The organism is Microcoleus sp. B3-A4 (genome assembly GCF_036705385.1).
Lineage (GTDB): Bacteria > Cyanobacteriota > Cyanobacteriia > Cyanobacteriales > Microcoleaceae > Microcoleus.
The window spans coordinates 277,725-294,454 of record NZ_JAUBUI010000001.1; the positions used below are offsets into that span (position 1 = coordinate 277,725).

The window sequence follows — 16,730 nt, forward strand, 5'->3', positions numbered from 1 at the left end:
GGGAATTAGGGCGAGGGAGAGAAATTGTGAGTACAAATGACAGCAAACCGTCGGTTTTTATTGTTACCGGAATGCACCGTTCCGGTACGTCTTTAACAGCTTCTTTGTTTCAGAAAGTCGGGGTTGATATTGGCAAAAAGTTAGTGGGCCCGGCCGACGGAAATGTGAAAGGTCATTTCGAGAATGTTGATTTTGTGGAGTTTCACAAAAGTGTTTTGCGATCGCACGGTATTGATGAACTCGGATGTACGTTTGAAAAAACGATTCCGGTAGCAGCAGAATACGTGGAAATCGCCAAACGCGCGATCGAGCAAAATCAACAAACTCACAAACATTGGGGTTGGAAAGACCCGCGAACAGCCCTTTTTTGGGATTTTTGGCTGACTTTACTCCCCGAAGCTAATTTTATCTGTGTTTATCGATCGCCCTGGGAAGTAGTCGATTCCCTTTACCGCCGGGGAACCGATGTCAGCTTGCTGCAAAATCCCGAAATGGCAGTAAAAATGTGGATTCACTACAATCAAAAAGTTTTAGAACTTTACGAACGTTTCCCCAATCGCTGTCTCCTAGCCAATGTTTACCCCATCGGCAACACTCCTGAACTTTTCCTCGATCGAGTCAACGAAAAATTTAATGTTAACTTAGGTGCCATACCAGGCGACAATTTTGAAGAATCTTTATTAGTCAACGATATTGTCAAAAGTCACAGACCGAGTTTAATAGAAAAATATTTTCCCGAAGCATTAGAACTATATGAACTTTTGGAAACCCAAGCTGGCAATCTGAGCAGCGAATCGAAAGGGGCGATCGATCAAGTTATTCATTTGCCAGCCTCTCCAGTCTGGCCATTTGAAGATTGGCTAAAAATCCGCTTGCTGGAAAAACAGCAAAAAACTAGGTCTGCAGAACTCAAACAGTGGCAAGAAGAATTTCACCATGCCCAGGCGAAAGTGTTGGGATTAGAGACAGAATTAGGAGCAACTCAAGTACAGCTTGCAGGCAAAGAATCCAATTTTCAAGAAGCTTTAGCAAAACTCCTCGGATTAGAAACAGAATTAGGACAAACTCAGGTACAGCTTGCCGGTAAAGAATCGCAATTTCAAGAAGCTTTAACAAAAGTCTTAAAATTAGAAGCAGAATTAGGGCAAACTCAGGTACAGCTTGCCGGCAAAGAATCGCAATTTCAAGAAGCGTTAGCAAAACTCCTCGGATTAGAAACAGAATTAGGACAAACTCAGGTACAGCTTGCCGGCAAAGAATCGCAATTTCAAACCGCTTTAGCGAAAGTATTAGAATTAGAAGCAGAATTAGGACAAACTCAGGTACAATTTGAAGAGACTGAATTTATATTGCAGCAAAAGTTAGCTGAGTTACTTCAGTTAGAAAGAACACAAAGTCAAACTCAGGAAAAATTAAAGGATACTCAGGAAAATTTAGAACAAGCCCGCCAGGAAAATGAAATTTTTCGTGCAGAACTTGCTATAATTAAGTCTTCAATCTCGTGGCAAGTGAGAGAAAAGTTGTGGGAAGTTCAGCGCAAAATCCGCGACTTGTTCCCTAAATTTATTTTTTCGTTAGACCAACCCACTACTTGGCAAGTTTGCGATTCTAACCTGCTAATTGTGGGCTGGGTTTTTAACCAAAAAAGAGAGACTACAGCAGTCCGGGCCAGAATTAAAGACCAGAGTTTCCCAGGCGTTTACGGCATAGATAGAAGTGATATAGCGCTAGCACACTCTAATATTCCGGCTGCGAAGAAATCAGGTTTTACAATTCAATTAGAAGCCCCTGCCGGACGGCACGAAGTGCTACTGGAAGCGCAAGATGAGCGAGGTAAATGGCATTTGTTGGCAGCTTATCCGTTGTTAGTTTCAACGATTCAAGCATCGTTAGATGTACCGGTGGTGTGGGAACAGCGTCAGGGTCAAATTTTGTTTGCAGGTTGGTGCTGCCACCACGATCGCAAAATTGCTAAATTAAGCTTGTTTTGCGGCGATATTTCTGTAGAATGCGCCTACGGTTTGCGGCGAAAAGATGTCGGCGAAGTGTTCCCCGACTGGATTAACAGTTCGGAAAGCGGTTTTGAGGCCATTGTCGATTTGCCTCCGGGCGAATGGCACGTTTCTCTGCAAGCTGAGTTAGAAACCGGGGAAATTTTGTATTTTCAAGCGCCGAAAATATTGACCGTGCGGCGCTACAATATCTGGCAGCGAAGTACAGATAAATTTGAGGAGTTATCAAGGTTTACAGCCGCAATTCAGCAGCGGGCGAAGGAGAGAAAACAGCGTCTCGGCAGAATTGTGCCGATGCCTTGGGAAATTGTCAAGGTGATTCGCCAGTTGGGGAAGATTTATCGGCAGCAAAAACAGTTTACTGCGCCGGGAGATTTACTGCCACCTGCGGGTTTTGTGGTGCCTCAACCCATTGATAGATATGACGCATGGCTGGAGGTGAATCAGTGGAACGATCGCGCGCGCGATTACTTAATTTCTAGGTTAAAATCCTGCCGGGAACCCCTGCCAAAAATTTCGGTAGTAATGCCAGTTTACAACCCGCAGATAGATTTTTTAGAAAGCGCGATCGACAGCGTAATCAATCAAGTTTATCCAAACTGGGAACTCTGCATTGCCGACGATTGCAGTACCGATTTCACTGTTGCTGACACTTTGAAAAACTGGGTTCAAAAGGACGATCGTATCCGCATCACATTTCGTACAGAAAACGGCAACATCAGCGCAGCCACCAACAGCGCCGCCGCCCTCGCAACAGGCGACATCATCCTGTTTTTAGACAACGACGACGAACTCACTCCCGACGCATTAGGCGAAGTCGCCTTATATTTTGCCTCACATCCAGCCACCGATTTTCTCTATTCCGACGACGACAAAATCGACACTAAAGGTCGCCGCTTCGCCCCGCAATTTAAACCGGAATGGTCGCCGGAACTGCTGCTTTCCTATATGTATCTCGGTCATTTGTGCGCCGTGAGAAAACACATTTTTGAACAAATAGGCGGTTTGCGGATAGGTCTTGAAGGCTCGCAAGATTACGATTTTGCATTGAGAGCAACCGAAATTTCTCGCCACGTCGCGCACCTGCCGTTAGTGCTGTATCACTGGCGAACCGCACCCGGTTCTACAGCCATATCTGGGGCCGCGAAACCCGCCAGTTTTGCCGCAGGTCAAAAAGCCATTCAAGATGCACTAAACCGCCGCAAAATTAACGGCAATGTCGCTCAGCACGCATGGGCGATTACAGAAAATTTGGGCATATTTGCCCAGGATTTCCCGGATAATGGCCCATCAGTAACGGTAATTATTCCTACTAAAAATCAGTTTAAATTGCTGAAAGCCTGTCTGGATTCTCTAGAAACTACAACATATAAAAATTATCAAGTTGCCGTCATCGACAACGAAAGCGACGACCCTAAAACTCTGGAATATTTAAAGCAATTAAATTGCCAAGTTTTGCATATTAAAAATCCGGGTGGTAAGTTTAGTTTTGCAGCAATTAACAACCGCGCTGCCGAACAAGTAGATAGCGACTATGTGTTGTTTTTGAACAACGATACTGAAGTAATTAACCCGCGCTGGCTGAGTCAAATGGTGGGATACGCTCAAATCCCTGGCGTGGGTGCAGTCGGGGCGAGGCTGTTATATCCCGACGGCAGAATTCAGCACGCGGGCGTAATTCACGGGCTGCATCACGGCTTGGCTGGTCACGCTTTTAAGCTGATGAACAGCGACAATCGAGGCTATCTGTCTCAAGCGATGGTAACGCGAAATTACTCTGCGGTAACAGCCGCTTGCACGATTACTCCGCGTCAATTGTTCTTAGAATTGGGCGGTTTTGATGAGGAGAATTTTGCTGTTGCTTACAATGATGCAGATTATGGATACCGACTGTTAGAACGGGGTTATCGGTGCGTATATTGTCCCGATGCGGAGTTGTTGCATAAAGAAGGAACTTCTAGGGGTTTTACCGACAATCCTCAAGAAGTGGCGGCTTTTAGACGCAAGTATGCGGGAAAAAATGACAGTTTTTACAGTCCTCACTTGTCTTTAGAAGATGAGTATTTTCATATTCAACCCCGGCGGGTTTTTATGAAGGAAGAAGGAAGTTCGGCACGGCATTTTGTAACTGATGTAACTGATGTAACTGATGTCAGGAATAAGGAAGAATTAGAATGTGCTGATTGTGGTTTGTTATCCATAGCAAACAGTTCTATCCATCCTATCAAAGTTTTAATGTGCAGCAATTCGCTGGATTTCACTGGTGCGCCGCTGCATCAGTACGAAATCGCGGTGAAATTGGCGGCTGAGGGTGTGATTAAGCCGATCGTACTTTGCACAACAGACGGGCCCCTGCGTCAAGCTTACGAACAGCAGGGAATTGAAGTAATTGTGCGCGACAATCCTCTCGAACATATCTATCAGCGCGATGCTTATGATGAAGCTATCCGCAGTTTTAGCACAGAAATTGAACGTTTAAAAGTAGATGCAATTTATGCCAATACTTTAGAAAACTTTTTTGTAGTTGATGCGGCGCGACAAATCGGAACTCCTACAGTGTGGAACGTGCACGAAAGCGAACCTTGGCAAACTTATTTTAATAGGTTTGGTTCGGAGATTGCGGCGAGAGCTTTAGAGTGTTTTCGCTTTCCTTACAAAGTTATTTTTGTCGCAGATGCAACGCGGGACAGGTATTTGCCTCTCAACAGCCACCACAATTTTACAGTGATTCACAACGGCTTAGATTTGAGCAAATTGGAAAATTCGGATAACTCTGAATTGGCTAGAAAAACTTTAGGTGTTGCAGCGGAAGATGTGGTAATTTTGCTGCTGGGAACGGTATGCGAACGCAAAGGACAGCAGGATTTAGTTAAGGCACTTTCACTTTTACCTGACAAATGGCACAATAAAATTAGGTGTTTTATTGTGGGTGATCGCCCGAGTATTTACAGCAATAAATTAGCAGACTTGGTGGGGGAATTGCCAGAAGAGTTGCGGGAAAGGGTGACAGTAGTCCCCGAAACTGGGGAGACGGGAAAATATTACAAAGCGGCTGATATTTTTGTTTGCACTTCTCGGGTCGAAAGTTTTCCCAGAGTGATTTTGGAGGCGATGGCCTGCGATTTGCCAATTGTTACATCGCCAGTTTTTGGGATTAAAGAACAAGTGCGACCGGGAATTAATGGTTTGTTTTATACGCCCGATCGTCCGGACGAATTAGTTGCAGGTTTGATTAGTTTATTGGACGATCGATCATTGCGGCAGCAGTTAGCTGGAAACGCTAAATATGTGTTAGAGTCGTTGAATAGTTTTGCAGAAATGACTCAAGCTTATGGTCAAATTTTTAGAGAAGCTTATTTTACGACTAAAAAGTAACCCTTCAATATTCAATGGTAAAAAAGTATGGCGTCAAATTTCGAGGATCGGGGAGGAGAACACCTCCAATGAATTAACAGCTAGAAATTACTGGGAGACTAACCCAACAGCAGGCTTTACGAAGCAAGGTTACTGGTTGTCTAATCCGATTATTGAAAAAGCTATAAACTATCGGCTGTCAGGTGGTAGCACTCAAGGTTACTGGCTAACCTGGTTAGTCCAAAAATATTTCAAGAATCGACGGTTCGATCGTCTTTTGTCTATTGGTTGCGGTGTGGGAAATCACGAGATTTTGATGGCTAAATTAGGATTGGCCAATCAAATTGATGCCTTTGACTTTTCCGAAACTTCTTTAGAAATTGCTAGAAAAGATGCCGCGGCAGCGGGAGTAGAAATTAATTTTTATCAAGATAATTTTAATTTGTTTACGATTGATGATAATAAAAAATACGATCTAGTTTTTTGCTCGGGTTCGCTGCATCACGTCAGAGAACTAGAACGATGTTTATCAATTGTTCAGAAATGTTTAAAACCAGATGGATATTTTATTGTCAATGAATACATAGGAGATTGCTACAATATATATAATCAAGCTCAAGTGGATTTGATTAATCGCATTTACAAATGTTTTCACTACACGCTAAAGTCGGGAACAACTGAAAAATTTTCGAGTCCAAGTATTGAGAAAGTATTTACGAGAGACCCTTCAGAAGCAGTCCGGTCAAAGCTGATCCTTCCGTTTTTAGAATTCTACTTTGATGTGGAAGTCTTGAATCCAGCCGGTGGAGGGTTGCTTCACGAACTTTACCCTTTCTTAGCTCACGATCAACTTTCAGACGGAGAACCCAAGAGTGAAACAATAATAAAGTTATTGCTGGAGATTGAAACAATCTTAATGGATCTGCCGGGAGGACTATCAAGCGACTTTTGTTTGTGTATTTTGAGACATAAAAAAAAACAATGGAAATAATACCGCCTAAAGTAGATTATGAAACGGCCTGGGACAGCTACGCCCAAGAATGGAAAGACAATAATCCTGAACTCGCTTATTTGGGCGATGAATGGATAGGAAAAGCTGCCGGTGCCGCTAACTCCTTAGCCGAATACGAAGCGCTGATAGAACAGCAATTTATTGCACCGTACATCAAAAAAGAACATACGGTTTTAGAAATTGGTATCGGCGGCGGAAAAACCGGTTCGCTGCTGCTGAAATATTGCGATCGACTAATTTGTGCCGACATTTCCAGTCAAATGCTGCAAGCGGCGCGATCGCGCTTGGGAGACGATCGAGTTTCTTACGTCAAACTCGACGGTTTAACATTAGACGGCATCGCCCCAAGTTCAGCCGATGTCTGCTTTTGTTACGATACAATGGTACACGTAGAGCCGGTAGATATATTCAACTACCTGACTCGAATTCCCAAACTGCTGCGGGGCGATCGAATTTGCGTGTTTCACCACACCAATATTTTCACCGAATTAGGGTGGCAAAAATTCGCCAGCGAGTGGGACAAAAACTTGCTAGGGCACAGAGACGGCACAGCATTTTCAGTTATGACTGATACAATTATGGAAAAATTTCTCCATCATTTAAACTATGAAATCATCCTGAAAAATACATCTTCAGTACCGCGAGATTGTGTCTGGATATGCAAAGCACCAACCCCCAATGAATAAAACCAAAGCTTTTTAGCCGAATCAAAGTATTTTATTTCAACAGTCAACAGTCAACAGTCAACAGACAACAGTCAACAGTCAACAGACAACTGACAATGAAAGCATTATTTCTCCATCCCAACTTCCCCGCCCAATACCGCCACATTATCACGGCTTTAGGCGCAGATCCCAAAAATCAAATTGTTTTCGGCACTAAAAATGAGCGCCCAGAGTGGAACATTCCCGGCGTTCGCAAAGCAGCATTTACCCCCAGCCGGGAACCCCACGCGCAGACTCACCAATACGTCCGCCCTTTAGAAAGTGCCGTCATCTACGGACAAGCCGTATTTAGAATGGCAGAACAACTCAAAGCAGACGGTTTCGTACCCGATATTATCTGCGGACATTCCGGTTGGGGGCCAACATTATTTGTCAAAGAAGCTTTTCCAAATACGCCGCTTTTGTGTTATTTCGAGTGGTTTTATCATGCTATTGGTTCCGACGCAGATTTCGACCCAGCGGAACCTTTAACAGTTGACGATATGGCCAGAATTAGAATCAAAAATGCGCCGATTCTGATCGATTTATATTCTTGCGATTGGGGTGTGTCGCCTACTTATTGGCAGCGATCGCAATTTCCGCCAGAATTACAACAAAAATTATCCACACTCCACGACGGCGTAGATACCGATTACTTCAAACCAGACCCCGGTGCTAAACTGGTTTTGCCTAACTTAGACTTGTCTGGCGTTGATGAAATTGTCACCTACGTATCGCGGGGAATGGAACCTTACCGGGGTTTTCCCGAATTCATTGAGTCGATCGCCTATGTACAAGAACGCCGCCCCAACTGTCACGTCGTAATCGTTGGTTCAGAAAGAGTTTGTTACGGGCGTTCTTTACCCAACGGCGAGTCTTACAAAGACTATATGCTCAAAAAAGTCCCCCTAGATTTGTCGCGAGTTCACTTTGTCGGGCCGCTACCTTACGGACTGTATTTAAAAGTAATTCAAGCATCCGACGTACACGTTTATTTGACCAGACCTTTTGTGCTGTCTTGGTCGATGATTGAATCTCTATCAACCGGATGTTTAGTAATCGGTTCCGACACAGGGCCAGTCAGAGAAGTTATCCGCGACGGAGAAAACGGTTTGCTAGTCGATTACTTCTCACCAAAACAAGTAGCCGATCGCATTGATGAAGTTTTAGACCATCCTACCCGCATGGCAGAAATTCGCATCAAAGCCCGTCAAACCGCCCTAGAACGCTACAGTTTAGCTAAAATGCTACCGCAACATTTACAACTGATCGAGCAAGTAGCAAATCGTTCCATGCCGCCTACAGTTGGTATGGAACCAGAACGGGAATTAGCAGCATCTTTTGCAGTGAGAATTTAGCAATAAAGTTGGTCAGCACTAAACCCCTGATCGTAAGCTCTCCTGTGCGACTACACCGCACAGGAGACTCCACCCACTAGACGATAAACATCGGAACATCTGGACGTTTTAGTTGCCAAATTAAATAGTTTGATAGCAGTCCGTTAATCCTTTCTAGGCTAGTCGCAAACTAGCTTCGAGAGCAATAATTTAGGCGTTGCATAATAGCGGGATGATTTTGATTTTTTTTGTGGGATGGGCGTCCCGCCCGTCCCGTGTATTTTCGGGCGTTGCATAATGGAAATATGAACTGTCCTAAATGTGAATCCGCCCCCATCAACAATAGCAAGGGAGCATCTCATATTTGTAAAAACACTTCTTCTCTTTCCTTCTGCCTCCTGCCTCAAAACTCCAATTTCTAGCTTGGCTGCAAAAGTGAGATGCTACCGAAGGCTTCTATCCGTCTCTTACTTCATTACCTAAAGTATTGGAATATCCCCATGCGCGATCGATTTTGATATAGTTGTGCAACCCTTAAAATTTATTGAACTCCCCTTAGTTAAAATCAACTAAGAAATACCCAAAGCTGTTTCAGACATCGTAATTAAATTATTAGCAAAAATTTTCTGGTGAATTGGAATATCAATAATAAAGATTGCCCCCTGATTTGGAGCTGAAATACAATTGAGCTGGCCCCCGTGTTTATCCACTACAATCTGATGGGAAATTGACAGCCCTATGCCAGTACCCTTCCCGATAGGCTTAGTAGTAAAAAATGGCTCAAATAGGTGTTGGCTAATTTCTTCGGTCATCCCAGGGCCGTTATCCTTAATATGAATTAACACCCGATTAGATTCCGTGACCTCCGTGCGAATGAAAATCTTAGAAGGATTAGCTTTCATTTCACTTAACGATCGCGTCGTATTATAATCATCTATGGCATCAATAGCATTAGCAACAAGATTCATAAACACCTGGTTAAGCTGACCCGCATAACACTCTACCAGAGGCAGATTGCCGAATTCTTTAACAACCTCAATTGCAGGTCGATCGCCCCTTCCTTTAACGCGGTTATGCAAAATTAACAGAGTGCTATCAATACCCTGGTGAATATCCACTGGTTTCATCTCAGATTCATCCAATCGCGAGAAAATTCGCAGCGACTGAACAATTTCCCGAATCCGGTCTACACCTACCTTCATGGAACTCAGCAATTTAGGTAAGTCTTCAACCAAAAAATCTAGTTCTATTTCTTCTATTTTATGTTCAATTATTTGCCCAGCCGCAGGGAATTCTTGGTGATAAAGATTGACTAGATCGATCAGATTTTTGGTATAATCATGGGCATAAGAAAGATTCCCAAAAATAAAATTAACGGGATTATTGATTTCATGGGCTACACCTGCAACAAGCTGGCCGAGAGAAGACATTTTTTCGCTCTGCACAAGTTTAGTTTGGGTTAATTGCAATTCGCGAAAAGCTTTTTCTAAACATTGAGCTTGGGTTCGCAATTGAGCTTCCGATTCTTGCAATCCCGCCTCTGCTTGCAGACGCTCTTGAATCTCCTGTTTGAGCAATTGATTGGATAGAAAAAGTTCAGCCGTCCTTTCGTCAACTCGCCTTTCCAACTCCGATGCCAGCTTCAAGAGCGAAGATTCCGCTTTGACACGCTGTTCGATTTCTGCTTGTAAGTACACATTTTGCTCTAAGAGTTTCTTCGACAAATTGCGGAGCTTCATGTGGACATTAACACGAGCTAAAACCTCTTCATGCTGAAGAGGCTTAGTGATATAATCCACCGCACCCAGACTCAAACCTTTAACCTTATCCACCGTATCAGCAAGAGCCGTCATAAAAATCACGGGAATGTCTCTCGTTAAATCATTCGCTTTCAAACGGCGACAAGTTTCAAACCCATCTATTCCCGGCATAAGCACATCCAACAGAATCAGATCTGGCGCAGCATAAGCGACCTTCTGGAGAGCACTTTGGCCATCCCTAGCTACCAATACTTTAAAGCCAAAATCAGCCAAAAAATCGAACAGGACACCTAAATTAGTCGGGGTGTCATCTACGATTAAAATGGTGCTTGGTTCGGCAAGTTCACTACTCATTAGTTGTCGTCCTATATTGTTTAATAAACTCTAGGATTTGTTGTTCTTCAAATCCTTTTGCTAACTGGCGCAGATGGGTAGCAAAGGGAACCCATTGCTCATTGAGTTGTTCGAGTTTTGCAGCTTGCTCCGCAATCCCTCGGAGATCGCCCATCATCGCTAGATCGAATAAAACGGCGATTTCCTCATCGGGGGGAGCTACAATTTCAGAACTTAGAGATTTTGTTTCTCCTTCTGCTTTCCTAATCTCTTCCTGGTTTTCTTCATAAATCCATTCTAACCCTAAATGAGTACGTAATTTTTCTAAAAGCTCCTCGATTCGTATGGGTTTGGGAATAAAATCATTGCAACCTACCTCGACACTTTGTTGTCGATCGAAATCAAAAACGCTGGCCGAAGTAGCAATCACCACTAACTTAGTCTGACCTAGTGATTTGCGAATCCGGCGCGTTGCTTCTAAGCCACTCATTACTGGCATCATCAAGTCCATTAAAATACAGTCTGGTTTAAACTCTGCCACCTTGTTTAAACAGTCCTGACCCTCCGTTGCTTCCAGAACTTCAAATCCTAACGGCTGAAGCATTCCTGCCATGATCGAGCGATTCTGCCACTTGTCGTCAGCTATGAGAATTCTTCGCTTTCCGCCTTTGAAACCAACGATGGTGTGGGCATTGGCTTTGGCTGCATTAGTCGCCCATTCGGATACCTCTGGCAAATCTAAATCGAACCAGAAAACGCTCCCTTGTCCTAATGTACTCTTCACCTTTATTTCACCGCCCATCATCTGGACTAATTGGCGGCTAATTGCCAGTCCCAACCCGGTTCCTTCAACCTTACGGTTGGCATCCCCTACTTGGTGAAAAGGCAAAAATATATCTTGCAATTGCTCTGGTGCCATACCAACTCCGGTATCTTCCACTTGAAACCGGATTTTGCCATCTTGATATCCTACTTTGAATGCCACCCCACCTTTTTCCGTAAACTTAATCGCATTGCCGAGTAAGTTGATTAAAACTTGCCGCAACCTTTTTTCATCACCCTGGACGGCAATAGGTAGTTGGGTAATTGCCTCGTAAATCAGGGAGATTCCCTTTTGTTCTGCCCGAATATTGCAAATTTCAGCCAGGCCTTCCAAAAATTCTGATAAATGGAAATTACTCAGGTGGATTTCCATTTTTCTGGCTTCGATTTTAGAGAGGTCTAAAATATCGTTAATCAGGGTTAAGAGGTGATCGCCGCACTGACTAATGACGTTCAGACCATCTTTTTGCTGGTCAGCCAAGTTTTTTTGTCGTTTGAGGATTTGCGTGTAACCCAAAATGCCATTAAGTGGAGTTCTGAGCTCGTGGCTCATATTAGCAAGAAACTCACTCTTGGCAGAGTTGGCGGCTTTCGCTGATTTTTCTGCTTTTTGTAAATGGATATTTTTTTCTTGTAACTGTTGCGTTCTTTCTGCCACCTTCGCTTCTAAAGTAGCGTTTGCTGCTTCCAAATCGTTATAAAGACGGGCATTTTCAATCGAAATAGCTGCTTGAGAAGATAAAAGCTGTAAAACTTCTAAACGATCGGGAGTAAAAGCACCAGTTGTGAGATTATTTTCTAAATAAAGGATACCTGTAAGTTTTCCTTGATGAACGATTGGAGTACATAATACTGACTTGGGTTTTTGGTTGACGATATAAGTATCGGCTGTGAAGGTTCCCTCACAACTCGCATCGCTTAATACAACATTTTCCTGAGTTCTTGCAACATAATTAATCAAAGATATGGGTAGTTGCTGACTATTTTCCACTGGTCTTGTTTGCTGAACTTCTACATCGCTATCTACGGTTCCATAAGCTTCTATTAGTAAAGTTCCCCCTTTTTCTAAAATGAAAACGCCACTTTGAGCGCCCGCATTCTCGATCGCAATTTTCATCAATTTTGCCAACAGCTTACTCAGTACAATTTCACCAGAAAGAGCTTGGGATGCTTTGATCACAGTAGCTAAATCTAGAAATCCTGCACTCCCTCCACTCGTCGAGGTAGTGCTCATCGTGACCTGGCTACGTTGAGTTTCTGGCTTGGCTATCCGGGAAAATATTTGAGGATATCTGGCTTCCAAATCTTTGACTATAGCTTTAGCTCCCCATCGACTATATCCGTAGTAAGCATCGGTTAAATAAATCCGAGCAATTTTATCTTTAGCGCGGGAAAAATAAAACTCTGCTGCTAGTTCGTTAGCTAAGGCTTCTTCTTGGATATATCCCTGTTCTTTGGCTCCGGCTATGGCGCGATCGTAATAATCACCGGCTTCTAAAGGTTGTCCCAAAATCCGCGCTTTTTCTGCTTCTACTAAGTCATACTTATGCTGGAAGTTAGACGGTGCATAAAACGCCCAGGTCTTTAATTTTTCTTGATTTGCTTTTAATTCACTTAGGTATTGTTCTTTCTGGTTTGGTTCCGCTTCAGGATAAACTGCTATAAGGGCAAGAGAATAGTAGAAGTTGTAGATACTCATGTGCATTAATCCTGCCCCCGTGTCGGCATATTTTAATGCTAAGTTTGCACTCGACACTGTTTTATTTGGCTCTTTAAATAGATAAGAGAGAATCATTTTGCCCACATGGTAAGCATAGAGCAAAGTCCCAGTGTTAGACGCCTCGATTCCTGGCAGTAGTTCTTCTTCATTAAAAATTTCACCTAGCAAAAAGTATTTATCTGAGTTTTTATCGAGTAGATTGTCAACTATTTGCTGGTATATTTTAACAAATAAAGTATCGTATTCTTGTTTGAGTTTAATGGTTAGGGCAACATACTTTGCCTGTTCCTGCTCAACTTTCTGTAGTTCCCGCCCGCTGAAAAATAACTGATTGCAATAATTGACTGTACTGTGACAAGCATATTCTAGGTCTCCAGTTTCCACACCACTTTGAATGGCATCAATCAAAGGTTCTAGGGTAGTATTAAGCGGCTCTTTCCAAAATCTAATCAGACAATTAAATACACAAAATATTTTTGATTTAAGGGTAATCGTGTTAAACCTTTCTAGTAGCAAAATAGCTAATTTACCAAATTGATATCCAGAATCTATGTCTCCTAATCCTCCACAGAGTAACACTCCATACCACACATAAGCAACAGCGACTTGAGGCGAGTTTCCATACTTAATAGACAAGATTATTTTTGTATAAAGAATCCGCGGAAAAATCGCTGGATTTACAACAAAAGCCGGCGTTGTCATGATATTTAATATCCGCATAGCTGCGAGCTTATCGGGAGCTGTCATTGGCGGCAAGTTAGCTAAATCATCAAAGATTAGTTCTTGAGGGGGTTCTTGCTCTAGGCGAACTCCAAACTTTTCTAGAACGGCGATCCCATTATCTATAGCTGATTGCATCCTATTTTGAGACATCTCTAATTGAATTTTCAGCTCGTAGAACTTGGCTTTTTCCAGAAGGGTTTTCGCTTGTGTCAGGCTCGTCTCACAAAGCTGTTGCGCTCGCTCATAATTAGTGTTTATATATTCAGTTTCTGCTGCTTCCAGATGCAGGTTAAACATCAGCTCATATTGACTCTCCCAGCTATTCTCCGCGAGTAATCCTAAACCCACATTCAAATATTTGACAGCAGACTCATAAGCTGTGGCAGCTTTGGCTTTCTGTCCGGCGATCAGATTCAGTTCTGCCAACTCATATCTTTCCAACTCTAAAGTGATTAAATCCGTTCCATAATTTAGTTGGTTAACCAGTGCAAAGATATTTTCTTTTCGTTCTTCAGGGGTTGTGGAATTCAGCAGTAGTTGACCAATTCTTCGGTGAGTTTCTTTTTTCTGATCGTCGGGAATCAGAGAATAAGACGCCTGTTGCACTCGGTCATGCAAAAACTTGTAGGTGACATTAAACTGCTCCGTTGAGTTTTCTGTAGATATTTCCGATTCAAATAGCAGGGGGATTTTGTAGGAATTATTTAGTGGCAGAACGAAACCCGCTTGTAGCGCTTCCCATAAATCCCTTGCCGTCTCTGACTGAGATTTTTTATTAGCAATTGCCAAAACGTCTAAACTAAATTTATCTCCTATACAGGCAGCTAATTTTAAGACATTCTGCGTCGGGGAGGATAGCTTTTGAATTTGGCTGACCATCAATTCGACGACATTATCGCTGATATCAATGCCTTGAAGCAGTTGGATATCCCATTGCCAACAAACTAGATCGAAATCAAAAGATAGAAGTTTGTCTAGATAAAGGGATTTGAGCAGTTGAGTTAAGAAGAAGGGATTTCCCTGGGTTTTCTTAAAAACTAACTCAGCCAGGGGTAAAACTTCGGAAATGTGACTGCGAAGAGTTTCGCTCACTAATTGGTTGACATGAGAGAGTTCCAAAGATTGGAGGATAATATTATTTACTGTTGCGTTGGTATTTTGAATTTGCTCTAATGTATAAATTAAGGGATGAGTGGCACTGACTTCATTATCCCGATAAGCGCCAATTAATAGCAGATATTTACTATCTGGATCGGTCATAATTAGCTGGATAAGCTTGAGGGAAGCCGAATCTGCCCACTGCAAGTCATCCAAAAATATAACTAGGGGGTGTTCGGCTTTACTAAACACCTGTATAAATTTTTGAAACACTCGATTAAATCGGTTTTGAGATTCAGTGGGTCCCAAAGTCGGAACCGCAGGCTGTGGATCAATAATCTTTTCTACTTCGGGAATAACCTCAATAATAATTTGCCCATTGGCACCAAGTGCTTCGAGAATTTTAGCTTTCCAAATTGCTATTTGAGCAGAATTTTCAGTGAGCAGTTGCCGCATCAATCCTTGAAATGCTTGAATTAAAGCAGCATAAGGAATATTCCGCTTAAATTGGTCAAATTTACCGGAAATAAAATACCCTCGTGCTCCGACTATAGGTTTATCAACTTCGTTAACTAAGGAAGATTTGCCGATACCTGAATAACCGGAAACTAGCATCATTTCCGTTGTCCCACCACTGACGCGAGCGAAGGCTTCTAGCAAACTAGCAACTTCTTTTTCCCGTCCATAGAGTTTTTGCGGAATCATAAATTGGCTGTAGGAATCTAGTTGACCTATCATAAAGGGGAAAATCTCTCCAGCAGACAGCATCTGCTGGCAGGTTTCCAAGTCAATTTTTATTCCGAAAGCACTTTGATATCTATCTTCAGCAGTTTTAGATAATAATTTCATTACAATTTCAGAAACTGCATCCGGGATTTCTGGATTCAGCTTTTTAGGTGGTATGGGTGCTTTAGCTATATGGCAATGAACGAGTTCTAGGGGGTCTTTTGCGGAAAAAGGTAGTTTACCCGTCAGCATTTCATAAAATGTAATACCGAGGGAGTAAAAGTCGGTGCGGTAGTCCACGGATCTGTTCATTCTGCCGGTTTGTTCCGGCGACATATAAGCAAGAGTTCCTTCTAATAAGTTTGGATTTGTTACGGTTTGATTTTCTCGCTCTAAAAGAGAAGCAATGCTAAAATCAATGATTTTTACTTCTTTTGTCTCTGGGTTAATTAGGATATTTTGGGGCTTAATATCTTTATGGATCACATTACTATGATGGATCTCTCCCAGAGTGTTTGCTAACTGAATGCCGATTTTGAGAAAGGCGTTTATAGCCAAGGGTTGATTGTTGAGAAAATCTTTCAAAGAGTGACCCCTAAAATTTTCTACAATCAGCGCTAAGCTGTTATGATAGTTTTCTAAGGCTATGGGCTTAACTATTCCTTCACTGTCTAAATGTTTGAGGATTTTATGTTCGTGTCTTAAGCGGGAAATTTCTGCGATTGTCGGATGCTCAGCTTTGAAGGTTTTGATAATTGCTGAGGTTCTATCAATGTCTTTTGTGCCGCGATAAATAATAGTATTGACACTTTCGTAAATAGCTTCGCTTAGGTTGTAACCGAAAATAGTAATGCTCATGTGCGTAATTTTACTAATAAGAAATTGAAGAGCAGGCGGTATTTCAGTAGCTATACTGATATTTATGAGACAACAGAATTAAAAAAAGTTTCAATGCACTATAAATAAGTATAATCTAAGCTTTTTGAATACTATTTAAATTTTAACAAATCTAAATATGCTGGTTTGGTACTTAATATGCCTGCGAAAATCTTTAAAATTTCTTAAGTATTTAAGTAAAATCCTGAAAAATTAACCACAAAGTTACTGAATATACCCGGTGTCATAGTAT

General features: G+C 42.3%; 6 protein-coding genes. 4 read left to right on the top strand and 2 right to left on the bottom strand.

Annotated features, from left to right (window positions below; translation table 11 throughout):
• Nucleotides 1–26: 26 nt before the first annotated feature.
• The 4 genes from QUB33_RS01225 to QUB33_RS01240 all read left to right on the top strand — a co-directional run bounded on the left by QUB33_RS01225 (nt 27) and on the right by QUB33_RS01240 (nt 8,440).
• Nucleotides 27–5,387: a glycosyltransferase gene (locus QUB33_RS01225; RefSeq protein WP_333346201.1), complete on the top strand. Its 5,361-nt coding sequence runs from the start codon at nt 27–29 to the stop codon at nt 5,385–5,387.
• The gene (locus QUB33_RS01230; protein ID WP_333346204.1) at nt 5,344–6,357 is read left to right on the top strand and encodes a class I SAM-dependent methyltransferase; all 1,014 of its coding nucleotides are present in this window, start codon (nt 5,344–5,346) and stop codon (nt 6,355–6,357) included. Before QUB33_RS01225 ends, QUB33_RS01230 begins: the two co-directional genes overlap by 44 nt.
• Nucleotides 6,348–7,064 carry a class I SAM-dependent methyltransferase gene (locus QUB33_RS01235; RefSeq protein WP_333346207.1) on the top strand — a complete coding sequence of 239 codons (717 nt, stop codon included), beginning with the start codon at nt 6,348–6,350 and terminating at the stop codon, nt 7,062–7,064. Before QUB33_RS01230 ends, QUB33_RS01235 begins: the two co-directional genes overlap by 10 nt.
• 95 nt (nt 7,065–7,159) lie before the next feature.
• Nucleotides 7,160–8,440: a glycosyltransferase family 4 protein gene (locus QUB33_RS01240; RefSeq protein WP_006634596.1), complete on the top strand. Its 1,281-nt coding sequence runs from the start codon at nt 7,160–7,162 to the stop codon at nt 8,438–8,440.
• A 548-nt stretch (nt 8,441–8,988) separates the two neighbouring features.
• Here QUB33_RS01240 and QUB33_RS01245 read toward each other — a convergent pair.
• Both QUB33_RS01245 and QUB33_RS01250 read right to left on the bottom strand, forming a co-directional pair.
• Nucleotides 8,989–10,533: a response regulator gene (locus QUB33_RS01245; protein WP_333346210.1), complete on the bottom strand. Its 1,545-nt coding sequence runs from the start codon at nt 10,531–10,533 to the stop codon at nt 8,989–8,991.
• Nucleotides 10,526–16,459: an AAA family ATPase gene (locus tag QUB33_RS01250; RefSeq protein WP_333346213.1), complete on the bottom strand. Its 5,934-nt coding sequence runs from the start codon at nt 16,457–16,459 to the stop codon at nt 10,526–10,528. Before QUB33_RS01250 ends, QUB33_RS01245 begins: the two co-directional genes overlap by 8 nt.
• Nucleotides 16,460–16,730: the final 271 nt, after the last annotated feature.